Origin of the sequence: Candidatus Methylomirabilis sp. (genome assembly GCF_028716865.1) — a bacterium.
GTDB lineage: Bacteria > Methylomirabilota > Methylomirabilia > Methylomirabilales > Methylomirabilaceae > Methylomirabilis.
Genome location: NZ_JAQUOY010000036.1, coordinates 1 through 19492, shown reverse-complemented (window position 1 = coordinate 19492; position 19492 = coordinate 1). Strand labels below are relative to the sequence as shown.

Annotated in this window: 20 protein-coding genes and 1 pseudogene; all 21 read left to right on the top strand. The window is 58.0% G+C overall.

Annotated features, from left to right (window positions below; translation table 11 throughout):
* The first annotated feature begins 289 nt into the window (after positions 1 to 289).
* On the top strand, positions 290 to 2566 hold the full coding sequence (gene lptD, locus PHV01_RS11760; protein ID WP_337291352.1) for an LPS assembly protein LptD: 2277 nt from the start codon (positions 290 to 292) through the stop codon (positions 2564 to 2566).
* Positions 2567 to 2655: 89 nt separating this feature from the next.
* Positions 2656 to 3636 (top strand): porphobilinogen synthase, encoded by a 981-nt coding sequence (gene hemB / locus PHV01_RS11755; RefSeq protein WP_337291351.1) that lies wholly within the window; start codon positions 2656 to 2658, stop codon positions 3634 to 3636.
* On the top strand, positions 3633 to 4958 hold the full coding sequence (gene hemL, locus PHV01_RS11750) for a glutamate-1-semialdehyde 2,1-aminomutase (RefSeq protein ID WP_337291350.1): 1326 nt from the start codon (positions 3633 to 3635) through the stop codon (positions 4956 to 4958). Before hemB ends, hemL begins: the two co-directional genes overlap by 4 nt.
* Positions 4959 to 4991: 33 nt before the next feature.
* The gene (locus PHV01_RS11745) at positions 4992 to 5402 is read left to right on the top strand and encodes a cytochrome c (protein ID WP_337291349.1); all 411 of its coding nucleotides are present in this window, start codon (positions 4992 to 4994) and stop codon (positions 5400 to 5402) included.
* Positions 5403 to 5646: 244 nt separating this feature from the next.
* A complete protein-coding gene (locus PHV01_RS11740) occupies positions 5647 to 6006 on the top strand; it encodes an NADH-quinone oxidoreductase subunit A (protein WP_337291348.1) in 360 nt (119 codons plus the stop codon).
* Positions 6006 to 6470, top strand: a complete 465-nt coding sequence (locus tag PHV01_RS11735; RefSeq protein WP_337291347.1) for an NADH-quinone oxidoreductase subunit C — start codon at positions 6006 to 6008, stop codon at positions 6468 to 6470. Before PHV01_RS11740 ends, PHV01_RS11735 begins: the two co-directional genes overlap by 1 nt.
* A gap of 25 nt (positions 6471 to 6495) precedes the next feature.
* The gene (locus PHV01_RS11730) at positions 6496 to 7629 is read left to right on the top strand and encodes an NADH-quinone oxidoreductase subunit D (protein WP_337291346.1); all 1134 of its coding nucleotides are present in this window, start codon (positions 6496 to 6498) and stop codon (positions 7627 to 7629) included.
* 76 nt (positions 7630 to 7705) lie between these two features.
* Complete coding sequence (nuoH, locus tag PHV01_RS11725) at positions 7706 to 8722, top strand: NADH-quinone oxidoreductase subunit NuoH (protein ID WP_337291345.1); 1017 nt, start codon at positions 7706 to 7708, stop codon at positions 8720 to 8722.
* Positions 8723 to 8740: 18 nt separating this feature from the next.
* On the top strand, positions 8741 to 9244 hold the full coding sequence (locus PHV01_RS11720) for an NADH-quinone oxidoreductase subunit J (protein ID WP_337291344.1): 504 nt from the start codon (positions 8741 to 8743) through the stop codon (positions 9242 to 9244).
* Between the two features lie 3 nt (positions 9245 to 9247).
* Positions 9248 to 9556 (top strand): NADH-quinone oxidoreductase subunit NuoK, encoded by a 309-nt coding sequence (gene nuoK / locus PHV01_RS11715; RefSeq protein ID WP_337291343.1) that lies wholly within the window; start codon positions 9248 to 9250, stop codon positions 9554 to 9556.
* A 7-nt stretch (positions 9557 to 9563) separates the two neighbouring features.
* Complete coding sequence (gene nuoL, locus PHV01_RS11710) at positions 9564 to 11558, top strand: NADH-quinone oxidoreductase subunit L (protein ID WP_337291342.1); 1995 nt, start codon at positions 9564 to 9566, stop codon at positions 11556 to 11558.
* Between the two features lie 123 nt (positions 11559 to 11681).
* The gene (locus PHV01_RS11705) at positions 11682 to 13298 is read left to right on the top strand and encodes an NADH-quinone oxidoreductase subunit M (RefSeq protein ID WP_337291341.1); all 1617 of its coding nucleotides are present in this window, start codon (positions 11682 to 11684) and stop codon (positions 13296 to 13298) included.
* 14 nt (positions 13299 to 13312) lie between these two features.
* Positions 13313 to 14746 (top strand): NADH-quinone oxidoreductase subunit N, encoded by a 1434-nt coding sequence (locus PHV01_RS11700; RefSeq protein WP_337291340.1) that lies wholly within the window; start codon positions 13313 to 13315, stop codon positions 14744 to 14746.
* A gap of 99 nt (positions 14747 to 14845) precedes the next feature.
* Positions 14846 to 15061, top strand: coding sequence for an AtpZ/AtpI family protein (locus tag PHV01_RS11695; protein WP_337291339.1), 216 nt, complete (start codon positions 14846 to 14848; stop codon positions 15059 to 15061).
* Positions 15062 to 15109: 48 nt separating this feature from the next.
* Positions 15110 to 15829 (top strand): F0F1 ATP synthase subunit A, encoded by a 720-nt coding sequence (gene atpB / locus PHV01_RS11690; RefSeq protein ID WP_337291338.1) that lies wholly within the window; start codon positions 15110 to 15112, stop codon positions 15827 to 15829.
* Positions 15830 to 16024: 195 nt separating this feature from the next.
* On the top strand, positions 16025 to 16243 hold the full coding sequence (atpE, locus tag PHV01_RS11685) for an ATP synthase F0 subunit C (protein ID WP_337291354.1): 219 nt from the start codon (positions 16025 to 16027) through the stop codon (positions 16241 to 16243).
* A 51-nt stretch (positions 16244 to 16294) separates the two neighbouring features.
* Complete coding sequence (ndhC, locus tag PHV01_RS11680; RefSeq protein ID WP_337291337.1) at positions 16295 to 16654, top strand: NADH-quinone oxidoreductase subunit A; 360 nt, start codon at positions 16295 to 16297, stop codon at positions 16652 to 16654.
* Positions 16642 to 17148, top strand: a complete 507-nt coding sequence (locus PHV01_RS11675; protein ID WP_337291336.1) for an NADH-quinone oxidoreductase subunit C — start codon at positions 16642 to 16644, stop codon at positions 17146 to 17148. Before ndhC ends, PHV01_RS11675 begins: the two co-directional genes overlap by 13 nt.
* 10 nt (positions 17149 to 17158) lie before the next feature.
* Positions 17159 to 18313 (top strand): NADH dehydrogenase (quinone) subunit D, encoded by a 1155-nt coding sequence (gene nuoD, locus PHV01_RS11670; protein ID WP_337291353.1) that lies wholly within the window; start codon positions 17159 to 17161, stop codon positions 18311 to 18313.
* A complete protein-coding gene (locus tag PHV01_RS11665; protein WP_337291335.1) occupies positions 18310 to 18816 on the top strand; it encodes an NAD(P)H-dependent oxidoreductase subunit E in 507 nt (168 codons plus the stop codon). The genes nuoD and PHV01_RS11665 overlap by 4 nt, the downstream gene beginning before the upstream one ends.
* 13 nt (positions 18817 to 18829) lie before the next feature.
* Positions 18830 to 19492, top strand: a pseudogene (locus PHV01_RS11660) (NADH-quinone oxidoreductase subunit F); the annotation flags it as partial.

Below are 19492 nucleotides of genomic sequence, written 5' to 3'. Positions count from 1 at the left end.
GTCGAATGCGCTGTTCCCTGATAAGGTGTGGCACGGGTAACCTCCTTCCTGGTTGGGTGGACGAGTTGGACGACCACCACTCTTCTACCACAGGGGGGAGTGTTACCCATGTATGATAACTCTACTCGCCCCTTGCAAAACCTCTTGCCTTTGATTCGACGCTCTGATATAAGGCGAAGGCGCCTTCGGTCAGGCTGGTCCTAGGGAACTGCCTGCTGTGCCCTGGTTCGGGCAAGGGCAAGTCGTGCCCTTCGAAGGTCTGTTGAGGCCCTTCACGAGGTCTTTGCCGATGCCACGATACCTCTTGCCTGTTTTGTTGACGCTCTTCGCCCTTACCCTCCCTTACTTCACGCCTGTGGTTTCGGCCGAGGACACAGGATCCGGAGACCTCCTTGAGAAGCTTAACGAACTTAAATCGACCGTTCGGATCGAGGCGAATGAGATGGAGCGCCGCGATCGCGACAAGCTTACTATCGCGAGAGGTGACGTCCGGATCCAGATGGAGAACCGCATCCTTCAAGCCGATGAGGTCGAGTTGGATCAGGTTCAGGAGGTCATCCGGGCCAAGGGGCGTGTTCAACTTGTCGATGGGGCAAGCCGTCTGGATGGCGATCGACTTGAATACCATTACCGTACCAATATGGGTGTCATGTATCAGGCCAAAGGGGCGATCCCCCCGGCGACCACCTTTCAAGGCGTCGAGATCCACAAAGAAGGGGAGGGCAGGTATCGGCTGGTCCATGGTAGCTTGACTACCTGCCGCATCTGCCAGCCCGAATCCGGCAGTGTCGATTGGGAGATCCGAGCAAAAGAGGCGGTGATCGAACAAGACGAGTATCTTGAGGCCAAATGGGCGTCGTTTTGGGTCCGTGGCCTACCCTCACCTCCTGTCCCTTATCTCATCTACCCTATCGGACCGCGACGCACCGGCCTTCTTATCCCCAGTGTCGGCACCAGCAGTTTGTCAGGGTTCACCTATAGACAGCCTTTCTTCTGGGCCATCGATGAATCCCAGGACCTGACCTTTACTGGGGTCTACCGGACCAAGCAGGGCGTTGAGGGCCAGGCCACCTACAGGTACGTTCTGGGGCCGGAGGCGAGTGGCTTCGTGGATGGCCGGGTGATCCAGGATCGGCGGAGTGAGGTGCAGAGCGAGGTGCGAGCGACCATCACCGCCCGCCACGATCAGCAATGGAATCCGGAGTTGAGCCTGAAGAGCGACATCAATTACGTGAGCGACCGACGGATTCAGCGAAGATTTCCCGAGACCCCGTCTGATCTAAGGACTGCGAACTTTACTAACTCGCGAGTCTTTCTCACACAACTGTGGCCGAATTATGGCCTCCAGTTTCTGCTTGATGATGCCCGCACCCTTGAGCCGGGCACCAACGACAGTCGCCTGAGCCGGATACCCGCGCTGAGTCTCTCCGCCTTTCCGCAACATCTGTTCGGCTCGCCGATCCTTCTGGAGTCGCAGCTCTCCGGGACCTATCTGCAGCGGAAAGAGACTCCGGACAGCGGCCGGGTCGATCTGTTTCCAAAGCTCTCACTCCCGTGGCGCCTGCTGCCATGGGCCACTATGACGCCCTCGGCCGGCTTTCGGGAGACCGCGTACACAAAACACTCAGATGGGGGAGCGGGCGGCACGAGCCGGGAGCTGTTTGAGGCTCGTAACGAGTTTCAGGCCAGATTCTTCCGAGGGTTTGAGGTAGCAGGGACGCGGGTCGATCGACTCGTTCATCTATTCGAGCCGCGTCTCAGCTACTGGTATATCAATGCGGTAGGTCAGCAGAGGATCCCGCAGTTCGATAACGTCGATTTTGTCAGTTCGCAGAACAGGGTGACCTATTCTCTGACAAACCGCCTGCTGGCCAAACTCAAAGAGGATGACGGGTCCATCCGGACTCATGAACTCGTCTCCCTTTCACTCAGCCAGAGCGTCAATCTGAATCGACGAACGCGAACCTTTTCCAATCTGTTTCTCAATGCGCTGACGCCGGAACGGATCGATCAGGCGGTCCGTGAGGAGACTGCGGTAGACTTGGGCAACGGTTTCTCGCGAGTGCGGGAGCGTCGCCTCTCAAACCTAGTGGCTGACCTCCGCGCCTCTCCCTTGCGAGATCTGACATTCTATGGGGTCACCGCCATCAACACCGAAAGGAATCGGGTGGACGGGATTGAGGCCGGCGTGAGGGTTGCCTATCCGGAGTATGGGCGGGTGGAACTGGCCCATACCTTCATCCGCGGTGGAGCAACGGCTGGGCAGCCCGGTCCGTTTAGCGATCGCGAGACCTCTGGCATTATTGGCCGGTTACTGCTCACGCCGCTCAAGAGCGTTGCCGTCAACTACCTCGGTCGCTATGATCCTCGAAGAGATAAAAGCCTGGAGAATAATGTTGTCGTGACCTACGCCACCTGTTGCTGGATGGTAGGGCTTCGTTACCTCAACCGTGCGGAGGTGCCGGGGAGAAGCAGTTCGGAGAACAGCGTCGAGGTCTTCTTTGAGTTGCTGACCGGCGGGGCCCCTCCACCTCCAGAGCGAGGAGCCCAGTACCTGCGGCGCTGAAGGCAGTTGACCGAGATGGGGGGCGCGGGTAGAATGATCTGCAGAAGAAGGCGACCGCCCCACAATGCCCGCGCCTTCGAGGAGGAGCCATGTACTATCCAGTATTTCGGCCACGGCGCCTGCGCCAGAATGAAACCCTTCGCCGGTTGGTACGAGAAACGTATCTGCGTCTTGAAGATCTGATTCAGCCACTCTTTGTCGTTCACGGGCGTGGCGTGCGTCAGGAGATCTCTTCGATGCCGGGCTGTTTCCACCTTTCTGTGGATGAACTGGCCAAGGAGGCGAAAGAAGTAGCCGCGATGGGCATCCCAGGGATCATCCTGTTTGGCCTCCCGACCGCGAAAGATGCTGTGGGCTCTGAGGCCTACGCTGAAGATGGGGTCGTTCAACAGGCGGTGCGGGCGGTCAAGGACACCGTCTCCGACTTGTTGGTGATTACAGATGTCTGTTTATGCGAATACACCAGCCATGGCCACTGCGGTGTCGTGGAGCGGGGTCAGGTCAAGAACGATCCCACGCTGGAGCTGCTGGCTAGAACAGCGCTCTCCCATGCCGAGTCCGGCGTCGATATGGTTGCGCCCTCCGACATGATGGATGGTCGGGTGACAGCCATCCGAGAGGTACTGGATGAGGAGGGTTTCGAGGATATGCCGATTATGGCCTATTCGGCCAAGTATGCCAGCGCCTTCTATGGCCCGTTCCGCGAGGCGGCTGACTCGGCCCCTCAATTCGGCGATCGCCGCACCTACCAGATGGACCCGGCCAACAGTGACGAGGCGCTTCGAGAGGTGGGGCTTGATCTTGAAGAGGGAGCGGACATTGTGATGGTGAAGCCGGCCTTGCCGTATCTGGATATCCTTTGGCGTGTGAAACAGGAGTTTGGTGGGCCGGTCGCGGCCTATCACGTCAGCGGAGAGTACGCCATGCTGAAGGCGGCCGGGCGGCTCGGGTGGATCGATGAAGAGCGAGTCTTAATGGAGACGTTGACGTCGATCAAGCGGGCCGGCGCCGACCTGATCCTGACCTATGCCGCGAAGGAGGCCGCGCGCCTGCTGGAGAATAGACCGTGACCGGCCTGCCTGTGCGTCAGACGCCGACCGGTCCACGATCGAAGGCGCTCTTTGAAGAGGCCGTGCGCCTCCTGCCGGGAGGTGTAAGCAGCCCCGTGCGGGCGTTTAAGGCTGTGGGCGGACAGCCGGTGGTGATCGAGCGAGCCCACGGTTGCCGCCTTTACGACGTCGATGGCCAGAGCTACATCGACTATGTCGGCTCCTGGGGGCCGATGATCGTTGGTCATGCCCACCCCGCCGTCGTGAAGGCGATCCAGGAGGCGGCAGCACTGGGGGTGAGCTATGGTGCACCGACCCCCTGGGAAACGATACTGGCCCAAATGGTGGTCGAGGCGATCCCCTCGATTGAGCTGGTCCGGTTTGTGAACTCCGGGACCGAGGCGACCATGAGCGCCATTCGACTGGCCCGCGGCGTCACAAGGCGCGATCGGATCGTCAAGTTCGAGGGATGCTACCATGGGCACGCCGACAGCCTCCTGGTCAAGGCCGGCTCCGGCGCCATGACCTTTGGTGTGCCGGACAGCCTCGGCGTTCCGCCTGACCTCGCCCGCCTGACGATGACGCTTCCGTACAATAACGTTGATGCCGTCCGGTCGGCTTTCGAGGCGATGGGCAACGAGATTGCCTGCGTCATCGTGGAGCCGGTGGTCGGCAACATGGGGGTGGTTCCTCCGAAACCGGGGTTTCTTACGGCGTTGCGAGAGATGACCGCCGCTCACGGCTCGTTGCTGGTCTTCGACGAGGTGATGACCGGATTCCGGCTGGGCAAAGGTGGCGCTCAGGCCCTCTACGGCATTCGACCGGATCTGACCTGCCTCGGCAAGATCATCGGCGGAGGCCTGCCGGTGGGCGCGTACGGTGGTCCGCGCAGCGTCATGGAGCAGGTCGCCCCCCTGGGACCCGTCTATCAGGCCGGGACCCTTTCCGGCAATCCCCTCGCCATGAGGGCCGGCATCGAGACCCTTCGCCTTCTCGACGAGCCGGGATTCTACGAGCGGCTTGAGACCAAAGGGAAGCAGTTGGAGGCCGGGTTGCGGGAGTTGGCGGCACAGGAGGGTATCGCGCTTCAGTGCCAACGGGTCGGCTCGATGTGTACCGCCTTCTTCACTGAGCAGCCTGTTATCGACTACCAGACAGCTCGGACCGCTGACACAGACCGTTACGCAGCGTTCTTCTGGGCCATGCTGCAGCGGGGAGTGTATCTCCCACCCTCTCAGTTCGAGGCCGCCTTTCTTTCCGATGCTCATGCCGCCGCCGACATTGAATCGACCCTTCTGGCTGCAAAAGATGCTCTGACTGCGCTTCGCTGTCGCCAACATTAAATCAATCACTCGAATTGAAGGAGGGCTGTTGAGTTGCTGACCTTGATCCTGTTCCGGCTTCGTTGCCAGTGGTTATTAGCAGTATTGATGTTGGTTATCGTGGGGACTTCTCCCGCATTCGGCGCTGAGAGTCTAGGTGCGCCAAGTGTTCAGTCGAATTACGAGACGAATTGTGTCAGATGCCACGGTGAAAGCGGTAAAGGCAATGGAATGCAGGCAAAGATGCTTTTCTTTATGATGAAGATGCCCAACTTGGCCGATTCGGCCTATATGCAAACACGGTCCGATGACGCCCTTTTTCAGACTATCAAGGCGGGTGGTAAGTCGGGAATGCCCTCGTTTGGGCTAAAGCTGACCGACCCAGAGATCAAGGGCCTAGTGGCCTATATTAGAGGCTTTACGAAGGCGTCAGGGTCCGCGAAGCCGGCTGGCGCAGTGCGCTAAAAATGATGCGCTTTTCTCATTGACAGATGTAGGAGGGTATGCTAAAAATTTCACGAAGTTGATAGTAGAATCTTGAAAGCCCCTGCGGCGAACAGTCGGCAAACTCTTCAGGATGCCCTGCGCGGGGCCTTTTTTTTGTCGCCTTGTACAAAATGTATCGGCCCCGGCGATCCCCTCCACGAGGCTAAGTCGTCACACACGCCTCGTCCACGTCGGATGCATGCTTCTCATGTAGGTGGTGATAATGGCAGCAGATTATGCAGTAGTGGGCATTTTCTTAATAGTCGGGCTGCTCTTCGTCGTAGTGAACGTTGACGTCGTTTCCCGACTGCTCCGCCCAAGCAATCCTCAACGCGAAAAGTTGACGACGTATGAGTGCGGAGAAGACCCGGTCGGCGCCTCCTGGATCCGCGTTCACGTTCGGTACTACCTGTATGCGTTGGTATACGTGATCTTTGCGGTAGAGACAATCTACCTGCTGCCGTGGGCGGTTGTCTTCCGGAAGCTGGGACTATTTGCCTTTATGGAGATGATGGTATTCATTGCCATTCTGTTGGTCGGTTTCGCCTATGCCTGGCGCAAGGGCGCCTTGGAGTGGGTCTGATGACGCCGGAAGAGGTCATTGAAACCATCAAGTCGCAGTTTGGCGATGCCGTCAAGGCTTCAGAGGCCAAGGGTGGCGAGGCCCGAATGGACATCCATCGGGAGAAGGGCTATGAGATCCTCCTCGCGCTCAAGGGGATAGGGTTCGACTATCTGAACTGTCTGAGTGCTGTAGATCGGATCGCGAGCGGCGAACTCGAGGTGGTCTACAACATCTCCTCCCTGTCGCAGCCGACGAAGGTCCTGGTGAGGGTACGGATGCCGCGGGAAGATCCGGTCATCCGAAGCGTGGTGCCGCTGTGGGGAACGGCAGACTGGCACGAACGGGAGGCTTTCGACATGATGGGAATCCGCTTTGATGGTCATCCTGACCTTCGACGGATCCTGACTTCCGAGGACTGGGTGGGGTATCCGCTGCGCAAGGATTACCAAGACGAGCGACTCGTTCCGTACGAGCCGGTGTAGCGATAATGTCAGGCAAGGTGGGTAGATGAATCCGCAAGAGATAGAGATTGCTGAGCCCTCCCATGAGACGATGGAGGAGATGTACGTCAACATGGGGCCGCAGCATCCCAGTACACACGGCGTGCTCCGCCTTATGTTGAAGCTGAATGGCGAGGTTGTGACCGAGATCATCCCGTACCTCGGCTACCTGCACCGCTGCCACGAAAAGATCGGCGAGAACCGCACCTACACCCAGATCATTCCATATACCGATCGACTGGACTACCTTGCCTCCATGTATAACAACTTCGGCTATGTGCTGACGGTGGAACGGCTTGTCGGGATTACGGTGCCGGAACGGGCTGAGTACATGCGGGTGATCCTGGGGGAGTTGCAACGAATTGCCAGCCACCTGATCTGGCTGGGCACCTTCGGTCTCGACCTGGGCAACTTCACGATCTTCATGTACTGCTTCCGAGAGCGGGAGAAGATCCTGGACCTCTTCGAGTCGGTTTCGGGGCAGCGATTGAACTACGCGTTCTACCGGATCGGTGGGATGCCGTTGGACTTTCCCGATTCCTTCGTGACGGATTGTCAGGCCTTTCTGGAATGGTTCAAACCGCGCCTCCCCGAGTACGACGCGATTATGAGCGATAACATCATCTTCCAGAAGCGGGTGCAGGGCCTCGGGAAACTCGACGCCAAGACCGCCATCGACTATGCCATCAGCGGGCCGATGCTCCGCGCCTCAGGGATCAAATGGGATCTGCGCCGGAACGATCCATACTCCATTTACGATCGCTTCGAATTCGACATCCCGGTGGGCACCTCCGGCGACGTCTGGGACCGGTATATGGTCAGACGCATCGAGATGGAGGAGAGTGTGAAGATTGTTGAGCAGGCCCTCCGTGGCCTGCCGTCCGGTGAGATTATCGGGAAGATGCCGAAAAAGCTGAAGCCGCCCGTTGGAGACATCTATACCAGGGTAGAGTCGCCAAGGGGCGAGCTGGGATTCTATCTCGTATCTGACGGCTCCGAGAAGCCGTATCGATACAAGGTCCGCTCTCCGGCCTTTGTCAACCTGAGCGTGCTTCCCGTCATCGGGACAGGCTGTCTTGTTGCTGATGTCGTGGCCATCCTGGGGAGCATCGATATCGTGCTGGGCGAGGTGGATCGCTAGCAATGCAGTTTCGAGTGGCGAGTTCCGAGTTTCGAGTCACGAAACCCCAATTCCAAAACCTGGAATCTGTGTAAGTATGGAAGATTTGCTGGCAAACTTCTATAGCGTTTTTGAGACCCGTGGGCTGCCACTGTTCATCCCTCAGTTGATTGTGATGGTGGTGGTGGCTACCGTTGTGCTCATCTTCACGGCCGTCTCCGTCATGTTCATGGTCTGGTGGGAGCGGAAGATCAGCGCGCACATCCAGGTCCGCTTTGGGCCTATGCGGGTCGGCGGCTGGCACGGCTGGGCCCAGAGTATTGCTGACGGGATCAAGCTGCTCATCAAGGAGGATATCGTCCCGGATGGGGCGGACCGGTTGGTGTTTGCCCTGGCGCCGATGGTGGTCTTTGCGGCTGCGCTCACCGCGTATGTCATCATCCCGTTCGGTCCCGGCCTCATTGTCAGCGACCTGAATATCGGCGTACTCTTCTATCTTTCGATCTCATCCCTGACGGTGGTGGGAATCATCATGGCCGGCTGGAGCTCCAACAACAAGTATTCAGTCCTCGGCGCGCTCCGTTCCGCGGCACAGGCGGTGAGCTACGAGGTTCCTCTTGTGGTCTCAGTCCTCGGGGTCATCATGACGGTCGGCTCCATGAGCATGACCCGGATTGTGGAGGCACAGCAGCAGGTCTGGTTTGTGGTTCCGCAATTGCTCGGGTTCCTCATTTACGTCACTGCGGCCATCGCTGAGTGTAACCGGTTGCCCTTTGATATCCCTGAGGCCGAGTCGGAACTGGTGGCTGGCTTTCATGTGGAATACAGCGGAATGCGATTCGCGATCTTTTTTCTGGCAGAGTACGCCAATATGTTCACGGTGTCGGCCATCGCCGCTGCGCTGTTCCTGGGTGGCTGGCATGGGCCACTGCTGCCGGGGTGGCTCTGGTTCCTTCTGAAGACCTATTTCCTCATCTTTGTGATGATGTGGCTGCGCTGGACGCTGGCCAGGCTGCGAGTCGATCAACTCATGAACCTGAGTTGGAAGTTTCTGTTGCCGCTGGCGTTTCTGAATATGGGGATTACCGGATTGATCCTGGTGCTGCGAGGGTAGCATGGTGGAGTTGCGCTCGTGACCGTGACCCAAGTCGTATTTTTCTTCATGGCGGCCTTCACCGTGGGGACATCCCTTCTGGTGGTCCTGGCCAGAAACATCGTACATTGCGCCATCGCACTGGTCTTCGCGTTCTTCGGCGTGGCGGCGCTGTTCGTCCTGCTCGATGCCGAGTTCCTGGCGGCCGCGCAAGTGCTGCTGTACGTGGGCGGGATCACCATCCTCCTGCTGTTCGCTATCATGCTGACCAGTCGGATCTCGGCCAGCGGGGTCAAGATTATGAACGAGCAGGTGGGGATCAGCGCAGTGGTGGCCCTGGCTATCATTGGACTTATGGTCTTCGCCAACTTGAAGGGCTTTCCCGATCTGGTGCCGTCCCTGACTATGCCAGATAATACCGCCTCGATCGGGAGGCTCCTGCTGACCACCTATGTCCTGCCATTTGAGGTGGTATCGCTCCTCCTCCTGGCGGCCATGGTGGGCGCGATCATCCTGGCCCGACGCGAGCGGGGGAAGGACTGACGGATGGTGCCACTGTCGTACTACTTGATCCTCAGCGCGCTGCTCTTCGGCATCGGGATGTTTGGGGCCCTGACCCGCCGCAATGCCATCGGAATCCTGATGGCGTTGGAACTGATGTTCAATGCCGTCAACCTGAATTTTGTGGCATTCTCCCGTTATCTGCCCCAGCCGCTGCTGCAGGGACAGATCTTTGCCATCTTTGTCATTACTGTGGCGGCGGCAGAGGCAGCGGTGGGACTGGCGATTATCCTCGGACTGTACCGGAACTTCCAGACGATCAACGTAGACGAAATAAATCTGATGAAATGGTAATCCCAGCATGGATATGAAACTGGTTGCACTTGTACCGCTCATGCCGCTGATCGGAGTCCTGATCAATGGGCTGTTCGGTGCCTGGATCAAGGAGCGAGCCCATCTGATCGCCGTCACGGCTGCGGGGCTGTCGTGCCTTGTGGCGTTTGTCGTGTTCTTTCAGACGCTGGGTGGTGCGACGCTCGATTGGGACGTCTATCCATGGCTGAACGTTGGCAACCTCAAGATACCGATCGGGTTCCTGGTCGACCCGCTGTCCACCGTCATGATGCTGGTGGTCACCTTCGTCGGGTTCCTCATCCATGTCTACTCGATCGGCTATATGCACGGTGATCGGGGCTACGCCCGCTTCTTTACCTACCTCAATCTGTTCATGTTCTCGATGCTGATGCTGGTGCTGGCCAACAACTACCTGCTGATGTTCCTGGGGTGGGAGGGGGTCGGACTCTGCTCGTATCTGCTGATCGGCTTCTGGTATGAGAAAAAATCGGCCGCCGATGCCGGCAAGAAGGCGTTTGTTGTCAACCGGATCGGCGACGCCGGATTTATACTCGGACTCTTCTTTATCTGGACCACCTTCGGGTCGTTGAAGTACACGGAGGTATTCGCGGCCGTCAATCCGGAGCTGGGCGTGGGGATCTACACCACCATCACGCTGCTGCTGTTCGTGGGCGCGACAGGCAAGTCGGCCCAGCTCCCGCTGTATGTCTGGCTTCCAGACGCCATGGAGGGCCCTACACCGGTTTCTGCGTTGATCCATGCTGCCACGATGGTGACGGCGGGCGTCTATATGGTGGCCCGGTCGAACGCCCTGTTCAATCTGGCGCCGTTCAGCCTCGAAGTAGTGGCCTGGGTCGGCGCGCTGACGGCGGTCTTCGCGGCGACCATCGCGCTGGTGCAGAACGACATCAAGCGAGTTGTGGCCTACTCCACGATCTCCCAGCTCGGCTACATGTTTCTGGGCGCCGGGGCCGGCGCCTATCCATCCGCGGTGTTTCACCTCGGGACTCATGCCTTCTTCAAGGCGCTCCTGTTTCTTGGCTGCGGTTCGGTCATTCACTCATTGCATGGCGAGCAGGACATGAGAAAGATGGGCGGATTGCGGAAGGCGATGCCGATTACCACCTGGACCTTCCTGCTGGCCTCGTTGGCGAATGCCGGGATCTTTCCCCTGGCGGGTTTCTGGTCCAAGGATGAGATTCTGTTCAATGCCTTTGTGCGTGGCCTCACGATCCCCTGGCTCCTGGGACTGATCGGCGCGTTTCTTACGGCCTTCTACATGTTCAGGCTGTTCTTCCAGGTCTTCACGGGGCATTTTCGCGGTGACCACCATACTGCCCATCACCTGCACGAATCGCCGCCGAACATGGCGTACCCGCTGTTGGTGCTCGGCGTTCTTTCGGTGGTTGCGGGACTGGCGCTCGGATTCCCTCCTGACCACGGGCTGTATCATCGCTTCGTGGCGCCGATCTTTGAAGTGGCTCATGGCTCGGAAGCGGGCGTGGAGCATGCGGTGAGTGTGGGCGCAGAACATGCGGAGGGTGCGTCGGAAATTGTCATGGCCGCCGTGTCGCTGGCCGTTGCGCTAGCCGGGATCGGCCTCGCGTATCTGTTTTATGTCAGGCGGCCGGATCTACCGGCGGCGCTGGCCGAGAAGGCACAAGGTCTCCATAGTCTGCTGCTGAACAAGTATTGGGTGGACGAGCTGTATCAAGCGATCTTCATCGATTTTGGCAAGCGCTTCTGCCGCTTCCTGTGGGGAGTTGACGCCAAGGTAGTGGACGGCGCCGTCAACGGTAGTAGCTGGCTGACCATGCGGTTGTGTGTGATCTCGTCCTGGAACGATATCAAGATTGTCGATGGTCTGGTCAACGCCATCGCCGATCTGATCCAAGGCGGAAGTAGTAGTCTCAGGCGGCTGCAGACGGGGGCTATCCAGAACTATATCCTGGCCATGGCGCTCGGCATCATTGGCATGGTGGTTTTCTATCTATTCATATAAAGCAGCTTCAAGTGCCACGGTCAGAAAGTACCGAGTTCTGAGTCAAGAACCCGGAACCCGGAACCGCGAAGCTGAACCTGGAACCCGGCACATGGCACTTGAGACAGGAGGACTGTCGTTCCCATGAATGTTCTTCAGTTTCCGATCCTATCCTTGCTGACCTACCTGCCCCTCGTCGGGGTGTTCTTTATCGCGCTGCTCCCGAAGGAGTGCAAGGGCGGTATCCGCTGGACCGCTCTGGCCTTCACGATAGCCAACCTCCTGGCTTCCCTGTTGATCCCCGTCTACTTCGATTCGACGACTGCGGAGATGCAGTTTGTAGAGAAGGTCTCATGGATTCCCACCCTTGGCGTGACCTATTTCTTCGGCCTTGATGGGATCACGCTATGGCTCGTCTTGCTGACCACCTTCCTTTCCGTCATCACGGTCATCTGCTCATGGGAATCGGTCAGTATGCGGTTGAAGGAGTATTACGCCTTTCTTCTGATGCTGGAGACGGGCATGCTCGGGGTCTTTTTCTCCATGGACTTCTTTCTCTTCTACATCTTTTGGGAAGTGATGCTGGTCCCGATGTATTTCCTGATCGGTATCTGGGGAAGCGACCGTCGCCTCTATTCGGCCATCAAGTTCTTTCTGTATACGCTGTTCGGCGGCGTTATCATGCTGCTGGGAATTCTGTCCGTCTACTTTTATCACGGCGCCCAGACGGGAACGTATACGTTTGATCTGTTCGAGTTGATGAAGCTGTCGTATCCATCAACACCTATTGTGACGCTGCTGGGTATCCCGTTCTCGTTTCAGGATCTAGTTTGGCTTGCATTCTTCTTGGGTTTTGCCATCAAGGTTCCGATGTTTCCCTTCCATACCTGGCTGCCTGACGCCCACACCGATGCCCCGACGGCCGGCAGTGTCATCCTGGCCGGCGTCCTCCTGAAGATGGGGACATACGGTTTCATCCGGTTTAATCTACCGATGCTTCCGGAGGCCACCCAGCACTTCGTTCCGATGATCATGATCCTGTCGATCATCGCAATCATCTACGGGGCGTTGGTCTGCATGGTCCAGACCGACATGAAGCGACTGATCGCCTACAGCTCCGTCAGCCACATGGGGTTCATTATGTTGGGTATGTTCGCCCTGAACTCCCAGGGTGTCCAGGGCAGCATCATCCAGATGATCAACCACGGCCTCTCGACTGGAGCCCTCTTCTTGATCGTTGGTCTGATCTATGATCGTCGGCATACAAGGCAAATCTCGGAGTTTGGGGGCTTGTCGAAACAGATGCCGGTCTACGCTACACTGTTCGCCATCATTATGTTTTCTTCGATGGGGCTTCCTGGACTGAACGGCTTCATCGGCGAGTTTTTGATTCTTATTGGGGCCTTTAAGGTCAATTATGTCTGGGCCGCTTTTGCGGTTACCGGGATTGTGCTGGGCGCGGCCTATATGCTGTGGCTCTATCAGCGGACCATGTTCGGGGCGCTGGAGAACCCGAAGAATGCGGATCTCCCCGACCTGAGTCTCAGGGAGCTGACGACTCTCGTCCCGATCATCGTCCTGTGTTTCTGGATCGGTCTCTACCCCTCCCCTTTCCTGAATCGGACGGAGGCATCAGTAAATTATATCCTGGCACGGGTTCATAAAGAGCAGGCCGTTGCCGAGCCTACGCTGAGCCATGTCGAGGGGCCTGTCTTGCCGGTCCATGGGCCTGTACTGAGCCGGGCCGAAGGGTCCCGATGACTCAAGTGTTCAACATGGCAGACATCTCCACGGCCTCGCCAGAGGTAGTCCTGAGCCTTGTGGCCATGGTGATCCTCATGCTTGACTTCATTGCCCCCAAAGGCGGACGAGACTGGCTGGGGTATCTGAGCATCCTTGGCGTGCTTGTTACCTTCATGACCCTGATTGGCCAATGGGGGGTCACGCAGCCTGCCTTCAGTGGGCAATACCTCAGTGATCCCTTCGCGTTCTTCTTCAAAATCGTGTTCCTGGTCTCTGCCGCGCTCATCCTGCTGATGTCGATCGGCTACCTGAAGAGCGAAGGGATTGAAAAAGGGGAGTTCTATGGGCTGATTCTCTTCGCCACACTGGGAATGATGTTGATGGTCAGCGCCGTAGACCTCCTGATTCTCTACATCGGTCTGGAGACGATGTCGATTTCCATCTATGTCCTGGCCGGCTTTTTAAAACGGGAGCAGCGAAGCAGCGAGGCCGCCCTGAAGTACCTGCTCATGGGAGGGTTCTCCTCAGCGATTATGCTGTATGGCATCGTAATGCTGTATGGTCTTACCGGTACCATCGGTCTGAGAGAGATTGCCTCGACGCTGTCAGCGGACGCGGTTTCGAACCCGGCGCTCATACTGGGCATGGTGATGCTGGTGGCCGGCTTTGGGTTTAAGATCGCGGCGGTTCCCTTTCACATGTACCTCCCCGACGTGTATGAAGGGGCCCCGACCCCTGTGGTGGCCCTCCTGTCGGCGGCCTCAGAGGTTGCCGGTCTCGCCATCCTCTTGCGGGTTTTTCTGGTGGCCATTCCAGGACTACAGGATCGCTGGACGTTTCTCTTTTATCTCCTCTCCTTAATCACGATGACGGTGGGGAATGTGGTGGCGGTTGTGCAGAGCAATATCAAACGGATGTTGGCCTACAGCTCCATCGCCCACATCGGATACCTGCTGATCGGGTTGGTGGCGGGACGGGAGCTCGGAATCTCAGCCACGCTGCTGTATACCCTGATTTATGCCCTGATGACGCTCGGTGCCTTTGCCATGGTGATTCTTCTCTGCGTGGGGGAGGTGAAGGGGGAACGGATTGACGACTTCACCGGTCTCGCTCAGCGAAGCCCTATGGCCGCCGCCGCCATGTTGATCTTTCTTCTCTCATTGGCGGGCGTCCCTCCGACCGCAGGCTTTGTCGGGAAGCTCTATCTCTTCGGTGCAGCCATCGAACGGGGATACGTCTGGCTTGCGGTCATTGCCGTCATGAATTCAGCCATCTCGCTGTTCTATTACATGAAGGTGGTAATGGCGATGTACATGCGGGACCTTCCGCCACAGGGCCTGACCCTGAGTTCTTCTCGGCCTCTGCGGCTGGCGCTCTTGGTGACCCTGGCAGGCACCATCGCTATCGGGATCTACCCAGGTCCCTTTCTGGATCTGGCTAGGGCCTCGGTCGCCGGGCTCTGGTAGAATTCAGGAGGTGAGAGCGAGCCTTGACAGGGTACAGGGGGAGGGCTAGAGTGAGGTTGAACGCGACAGAGGCGATGCATCAAGTTCATCAGTGGGACGATGAAAGACAACCAGGTTCGACTGTGGCGTCAGCTCGCAGGGTTGAGCTCACTGGGGATTACCTTTGCCGCTTCGATTGCGATCGGAGCCGCGATCGGTATTGCCTTGGATCGCTGGCTGAGGACGTCGCCGTGGTTGACAATCTTGTTTTTCATCTTCGGGGTCGCGGCGGGATTTGCCAATCTCCTGAAAGATCTCAAGCGTTGGGGAAGCTGATTGTTTGAGACCCGTATCTGATTGTCCGCACCATAACGGGGAGGCGTGATGGAGCATCACCCTACGATTTTTCAGATTCCTAATTTTCTCGGAGTGATCGGGATTTCCGGGGCTTGGGTGCCGGAGCACATTGCGATGGCTTGGCTTGTGATGGCGATCCTGGTCGGCGTGTCGTATCTGGCCACGAGGCGACTCGAGGCAGTGCCTGGCCCGATACAGAACTTCATGGAGGTTGTTGTTGAGACGTTCGTGGACCTGCTCACGCAGATGATTGGGCCTAAAGGAAAACGGTACCTTCCCTTGATCGGCACGGCCGGCCTCTTCATTCTCGTTGGGAACCTCCTGGGAGCCCTTCCAGGCCTCAAGCCTCCAACAGCGAACCTTAATACCACCGCGGCTCTCGCCATCACTGTGTTCCTCTCCTATAATTACTTCGGCATACGGGAGCATGGGATCGTGGCCTATCTGCGCCACTTCTGTGGACCAATCCTGTGGTTGGCCCCCATTATGTTTCCTATCGAGTTCATCGGCCACCTCGCTAGACCGATCTCTCTCTCGATCCGGTTGTTCGGCAACATCTTCGGGGAGGAGGCCGTCATTGGTATCCTGCTGTCGTTGGTCTGGTTAGTGATTCCTTATGTCATCTATCTGGGCATTATGATGCCCCTGAGCCTCTTTACCAGTTTCGTCCAGAGCTTCATCTTTGTCATGCTGTCCATGGTGTATATTGCGGGAGCGGTTCAATCTGAGCACGAGGAGCACCACTAACCCCATCTCATACTGAAAGGAGTTGTGTCGATGAGTCGCACAAAAGGAGCGTTTGCTCTACTGTTGGTGACGGTTCTGCTTGTTTTCGGGTCTCAGGTCGCGTCTGCCGCTGAAGGAGCCGCCACACCTGAATCTTCAACCGCTTCTGGCAGTTCGCTCTTCTTTGTCGTGTCGGTCCTCACGGGGGGATTTGCCATGGCTATCGCCTCGGGCGCGGCAGCAATCGGCCAGAGCCGAGCCATCGTAAGCGCGCTGGAGGCGATCGGGAGACAGCCGGCGGCGGCTCCGCGGATCCAGGTTGCGATGATTATCGGTCTCGCACTGATTGAGTCGCTGGCCATCTATGTCCTGCTCGTTGCCCTGATCATCTTCTTCGCGAATCCCTTCATCAAGTACGTGGTTCCCGGCGCATAGCCGAGGGGTAGAGCTGCGGGGCGATAACCGATCGCCAAGGAGAAGGAATCGGTGCTTCTTTCGTATCTACCGATTGTGATCCTGATCCTGCTGGCGGCCGGTTTTGCCCTCGCGACCCTTTTTGTATCCCACGTACTTGGGCCACGGCGGCCTTCTGCCGCGAAGCTCGCCCCGTACGAGTGCGGGATTGATCCGGTGGGCTCCGCCAGAGGGCGGTTTTCGGTCAAGTTTTACCTGGTCGCGATGTTGTTCATTATCTTCGACATCGAGATCGTCTTCCTATATCCCTGGGCGGTGATCCTGAATAGTCTGAGGCTATTCGGGTTGATCGAAATGATTCTCTTCCTCGGTATCCTCCTGATCGGCCTCCTGTATGTCTGGAAGAAGGGGGGCCTGGAATGGATCACGTGAAGGGGGCGGAGGAGAACCTCACCGTTTCAAAGCTGCGGGAAAGATTCCAGGAGGCGACCCTCTCAGCAAGGAGCTTTCGCGACGAAACGACCCTCCTCGTCAGGCCTGGTGACCTCGTTCGTCTCTGTCGCCATCTGAAAGAGGATGCCGGCCTTCTGTACGATTTCCTCTCTGATCTCACCGCGGTCGATCGGTTTGGGGGCCATCCACGTTTCGCGGTGGTCTATCATCTCTATTCTCTTCAGTACAAGTGGCGGATCCGGCTGAAGGTGCAGGTTGAGGAGGGCGAGGCGGTGCCCAGCGTGACGTCCGTCTGGGGCGCTGCTAATTGGCACGAACGTGAAGTGTTCGATATGTTCGGCATCAGCTTTGAGGATCACCCCGATCTCCGACGAATTCTCATGCCGGAGGAATGGGAGGGGTTCCCGCTCCGAAAGGACTATCCGGTGCAGGCCTCACCGAAATGGTGGGAAGAGGGGGCGGCAGGTGGCTGAACGTCGCACCATGACCATCAACATGGGGCCTCAGCACCCCAGCACCCACGGCGTCCTGCGTCTGGTCCTGGAGCTGGATGGGGAGATCGTGGTCCGATGCATCCCGCACATCGGGTACCTGCACACCGGGATGGAGAAGATCGCGGAAAGCAAGCGGTACCAGCAGGTCATCCCCATCACGGACCGGATGGATTATCTGGCTCCCCTCAGCAATAACCTGGCTTATGTGCTGGCCGTCGAGAAGTTGCTTGGCATCGAGGTTCCGCCGCGAGCGCAGGTCATTCGCGTCATGCTGACGGAGTTGACCAGAATCGCCAGCCACCTGGTCTGGCTCGCGACACATGCCATCGACATCGGGGCCATGAGCGTCTTCCTCTATGCCTTTCGGGAGCGCGAGGCGATCTTGGACATGTACGAACAGGTGTCAGGGGCCAGGATGATGTCCAGCTATTTCCGGATTGGCGGCCTGTTTGCCGACCTGCCGGAAGGATTCGAAAAGACGGTCCAGTCGTTTATCACCAGCTTTCCCGACCGTCTGGCCGAGTACGAAGAGCTGTTGACGAAGAACCCGATCTGGATCGAACGGACCAGGGGGGTCGGTGTGATCAAGTCGGAAGATGCTGTGGACCTCGGCTTAAGCGGTCCAAGCCTCCGCGCCTGCGGGATTCCTTGGGACGTTCGCAAGTCGAATCCCTATTCGGGGTATGAGCAATTTCGCTTCGAGATGTCCAGAGGGACCCACGGCGATGTCTACGACCGATACCTCTGTCGCATCTTTGAGATGCAGCAAAGCGTAGCCATCGTTCGCCAGGCCCTGGAATCCCTTCCAGGGGGGCCGATTACTGTGGCCAATCCGAAGCTCACCCCGCCGTTCAAACCGATGATCAAGCAGAGCATGGAGGCCCTCATTCATCACTTCCTGCTCTGGTCGGAGGGATTTGCGGTGCCGGCAGGAGAGGTCTATCAGAGTATCGAGTCGCCGAGGGGCGAGTATGGAGTCTATCTGGTGAGCGATGGCAGCAACAAACCGTATCGCGTCCATTTTCGCACACCCTCTTTCGTGAACCTGGAGTCGCTGCCGAAGATGGTGGAGGGGCGACTGGTGGCCGACCTGGTGGCGATCATCGGCAGCATCGATATTGTGCTCGGCGAGGTGGACCGGTGACCGAAGAGACGATTCAACACATTCTCTCCCGATATCCCGATCGCCGTTCCGCCCTGTTGCCGCTGATGCACCTGTGCCAGGAGGAGACGGGGTATCTGACAGAGGGCGCCATGCGTGAGCTGGCCGCCCGTCTTGATCTGTCGCCGATCCAGGTGGCGGAGGTGGCCACGTTTTATGACATGTTTCGCCTGAAGCCGGGCGGACGGCGCGAGATATGGGTGTGTCAGAACCTGAGTTGCGCGCTCTTAGGGGCCGAACAGGTGATCCGGCGTCTTGAAGAAGCGCTTGGGATCAGCGTTGGAGAGACGACACCCGATGGGCTGTTCACCATCAAGCGGGTTGAATGTCTTGCGGCCTGTGGGCTCGCACCGGCGATCCAGGTGGGGCCGAATTACTACGGTCCGGTCTCGCCCAACGATATTGCCGAACTGGTGGAAGGGCTCCGCAAGCAATCAACGGTCGGCGATCAGCCGTCATCCTCTTTGCTGCAAGCTGACCGCTGAAAGCTGAATGCGTATGTACGAAAAGATCCTCACGAAGCGATTTGAGATCCCGGGGTATCGCGGGGCCCTCGAGGAGTACGAGGCCACTGGAGGGTATCAGGCCATTGCGAAGGCGCTCAAAGAGCATACGCCCACCAGCCTGATCGAGTTGGTCAAGCGATCCGGGCTCAGGGGGCGGGGTGGTGCAGGCTTCCCCACCGGTGTCAAGTGGGGTTTTATCCCAAAGGATCCGGAGCTGCCCAAGTATCTCGTCTGTAATGCCGATGAGAGCGAGCCGGGGACGTTCAAGGATCGGGAGCTGATCATGCGGGACCCGCACCAGCTCATCGAGGGGGTCCTGCTGGCAAGCTTCGCTATCGGGTGCCGGACCGCTTACATCTATATCAGGGGCGAGTTCATTGCCGGGGCACGTATCCTCGAGCAGGCGATCAGGGATGCGACTGCCCGTGGTCTCGTGGGAAAGGATATCCTGGGGAGCAGCTTTAGTCTGGACCTCCACGCACATCGAGGCGCTGGCGCCTACATCTGCGGAGAGGAGACTGCCCTGCTGGAATCGTTGGAGGGCAAAAGGGGGTTGCCACGGCTGAAACCCCCGTTTCCTGCCACGTCCGGGCTCTATCGCAAGCCCACCGTTGTGAACAATGTCGAAACCCTCAGTAACCTTCCGCACATCGTG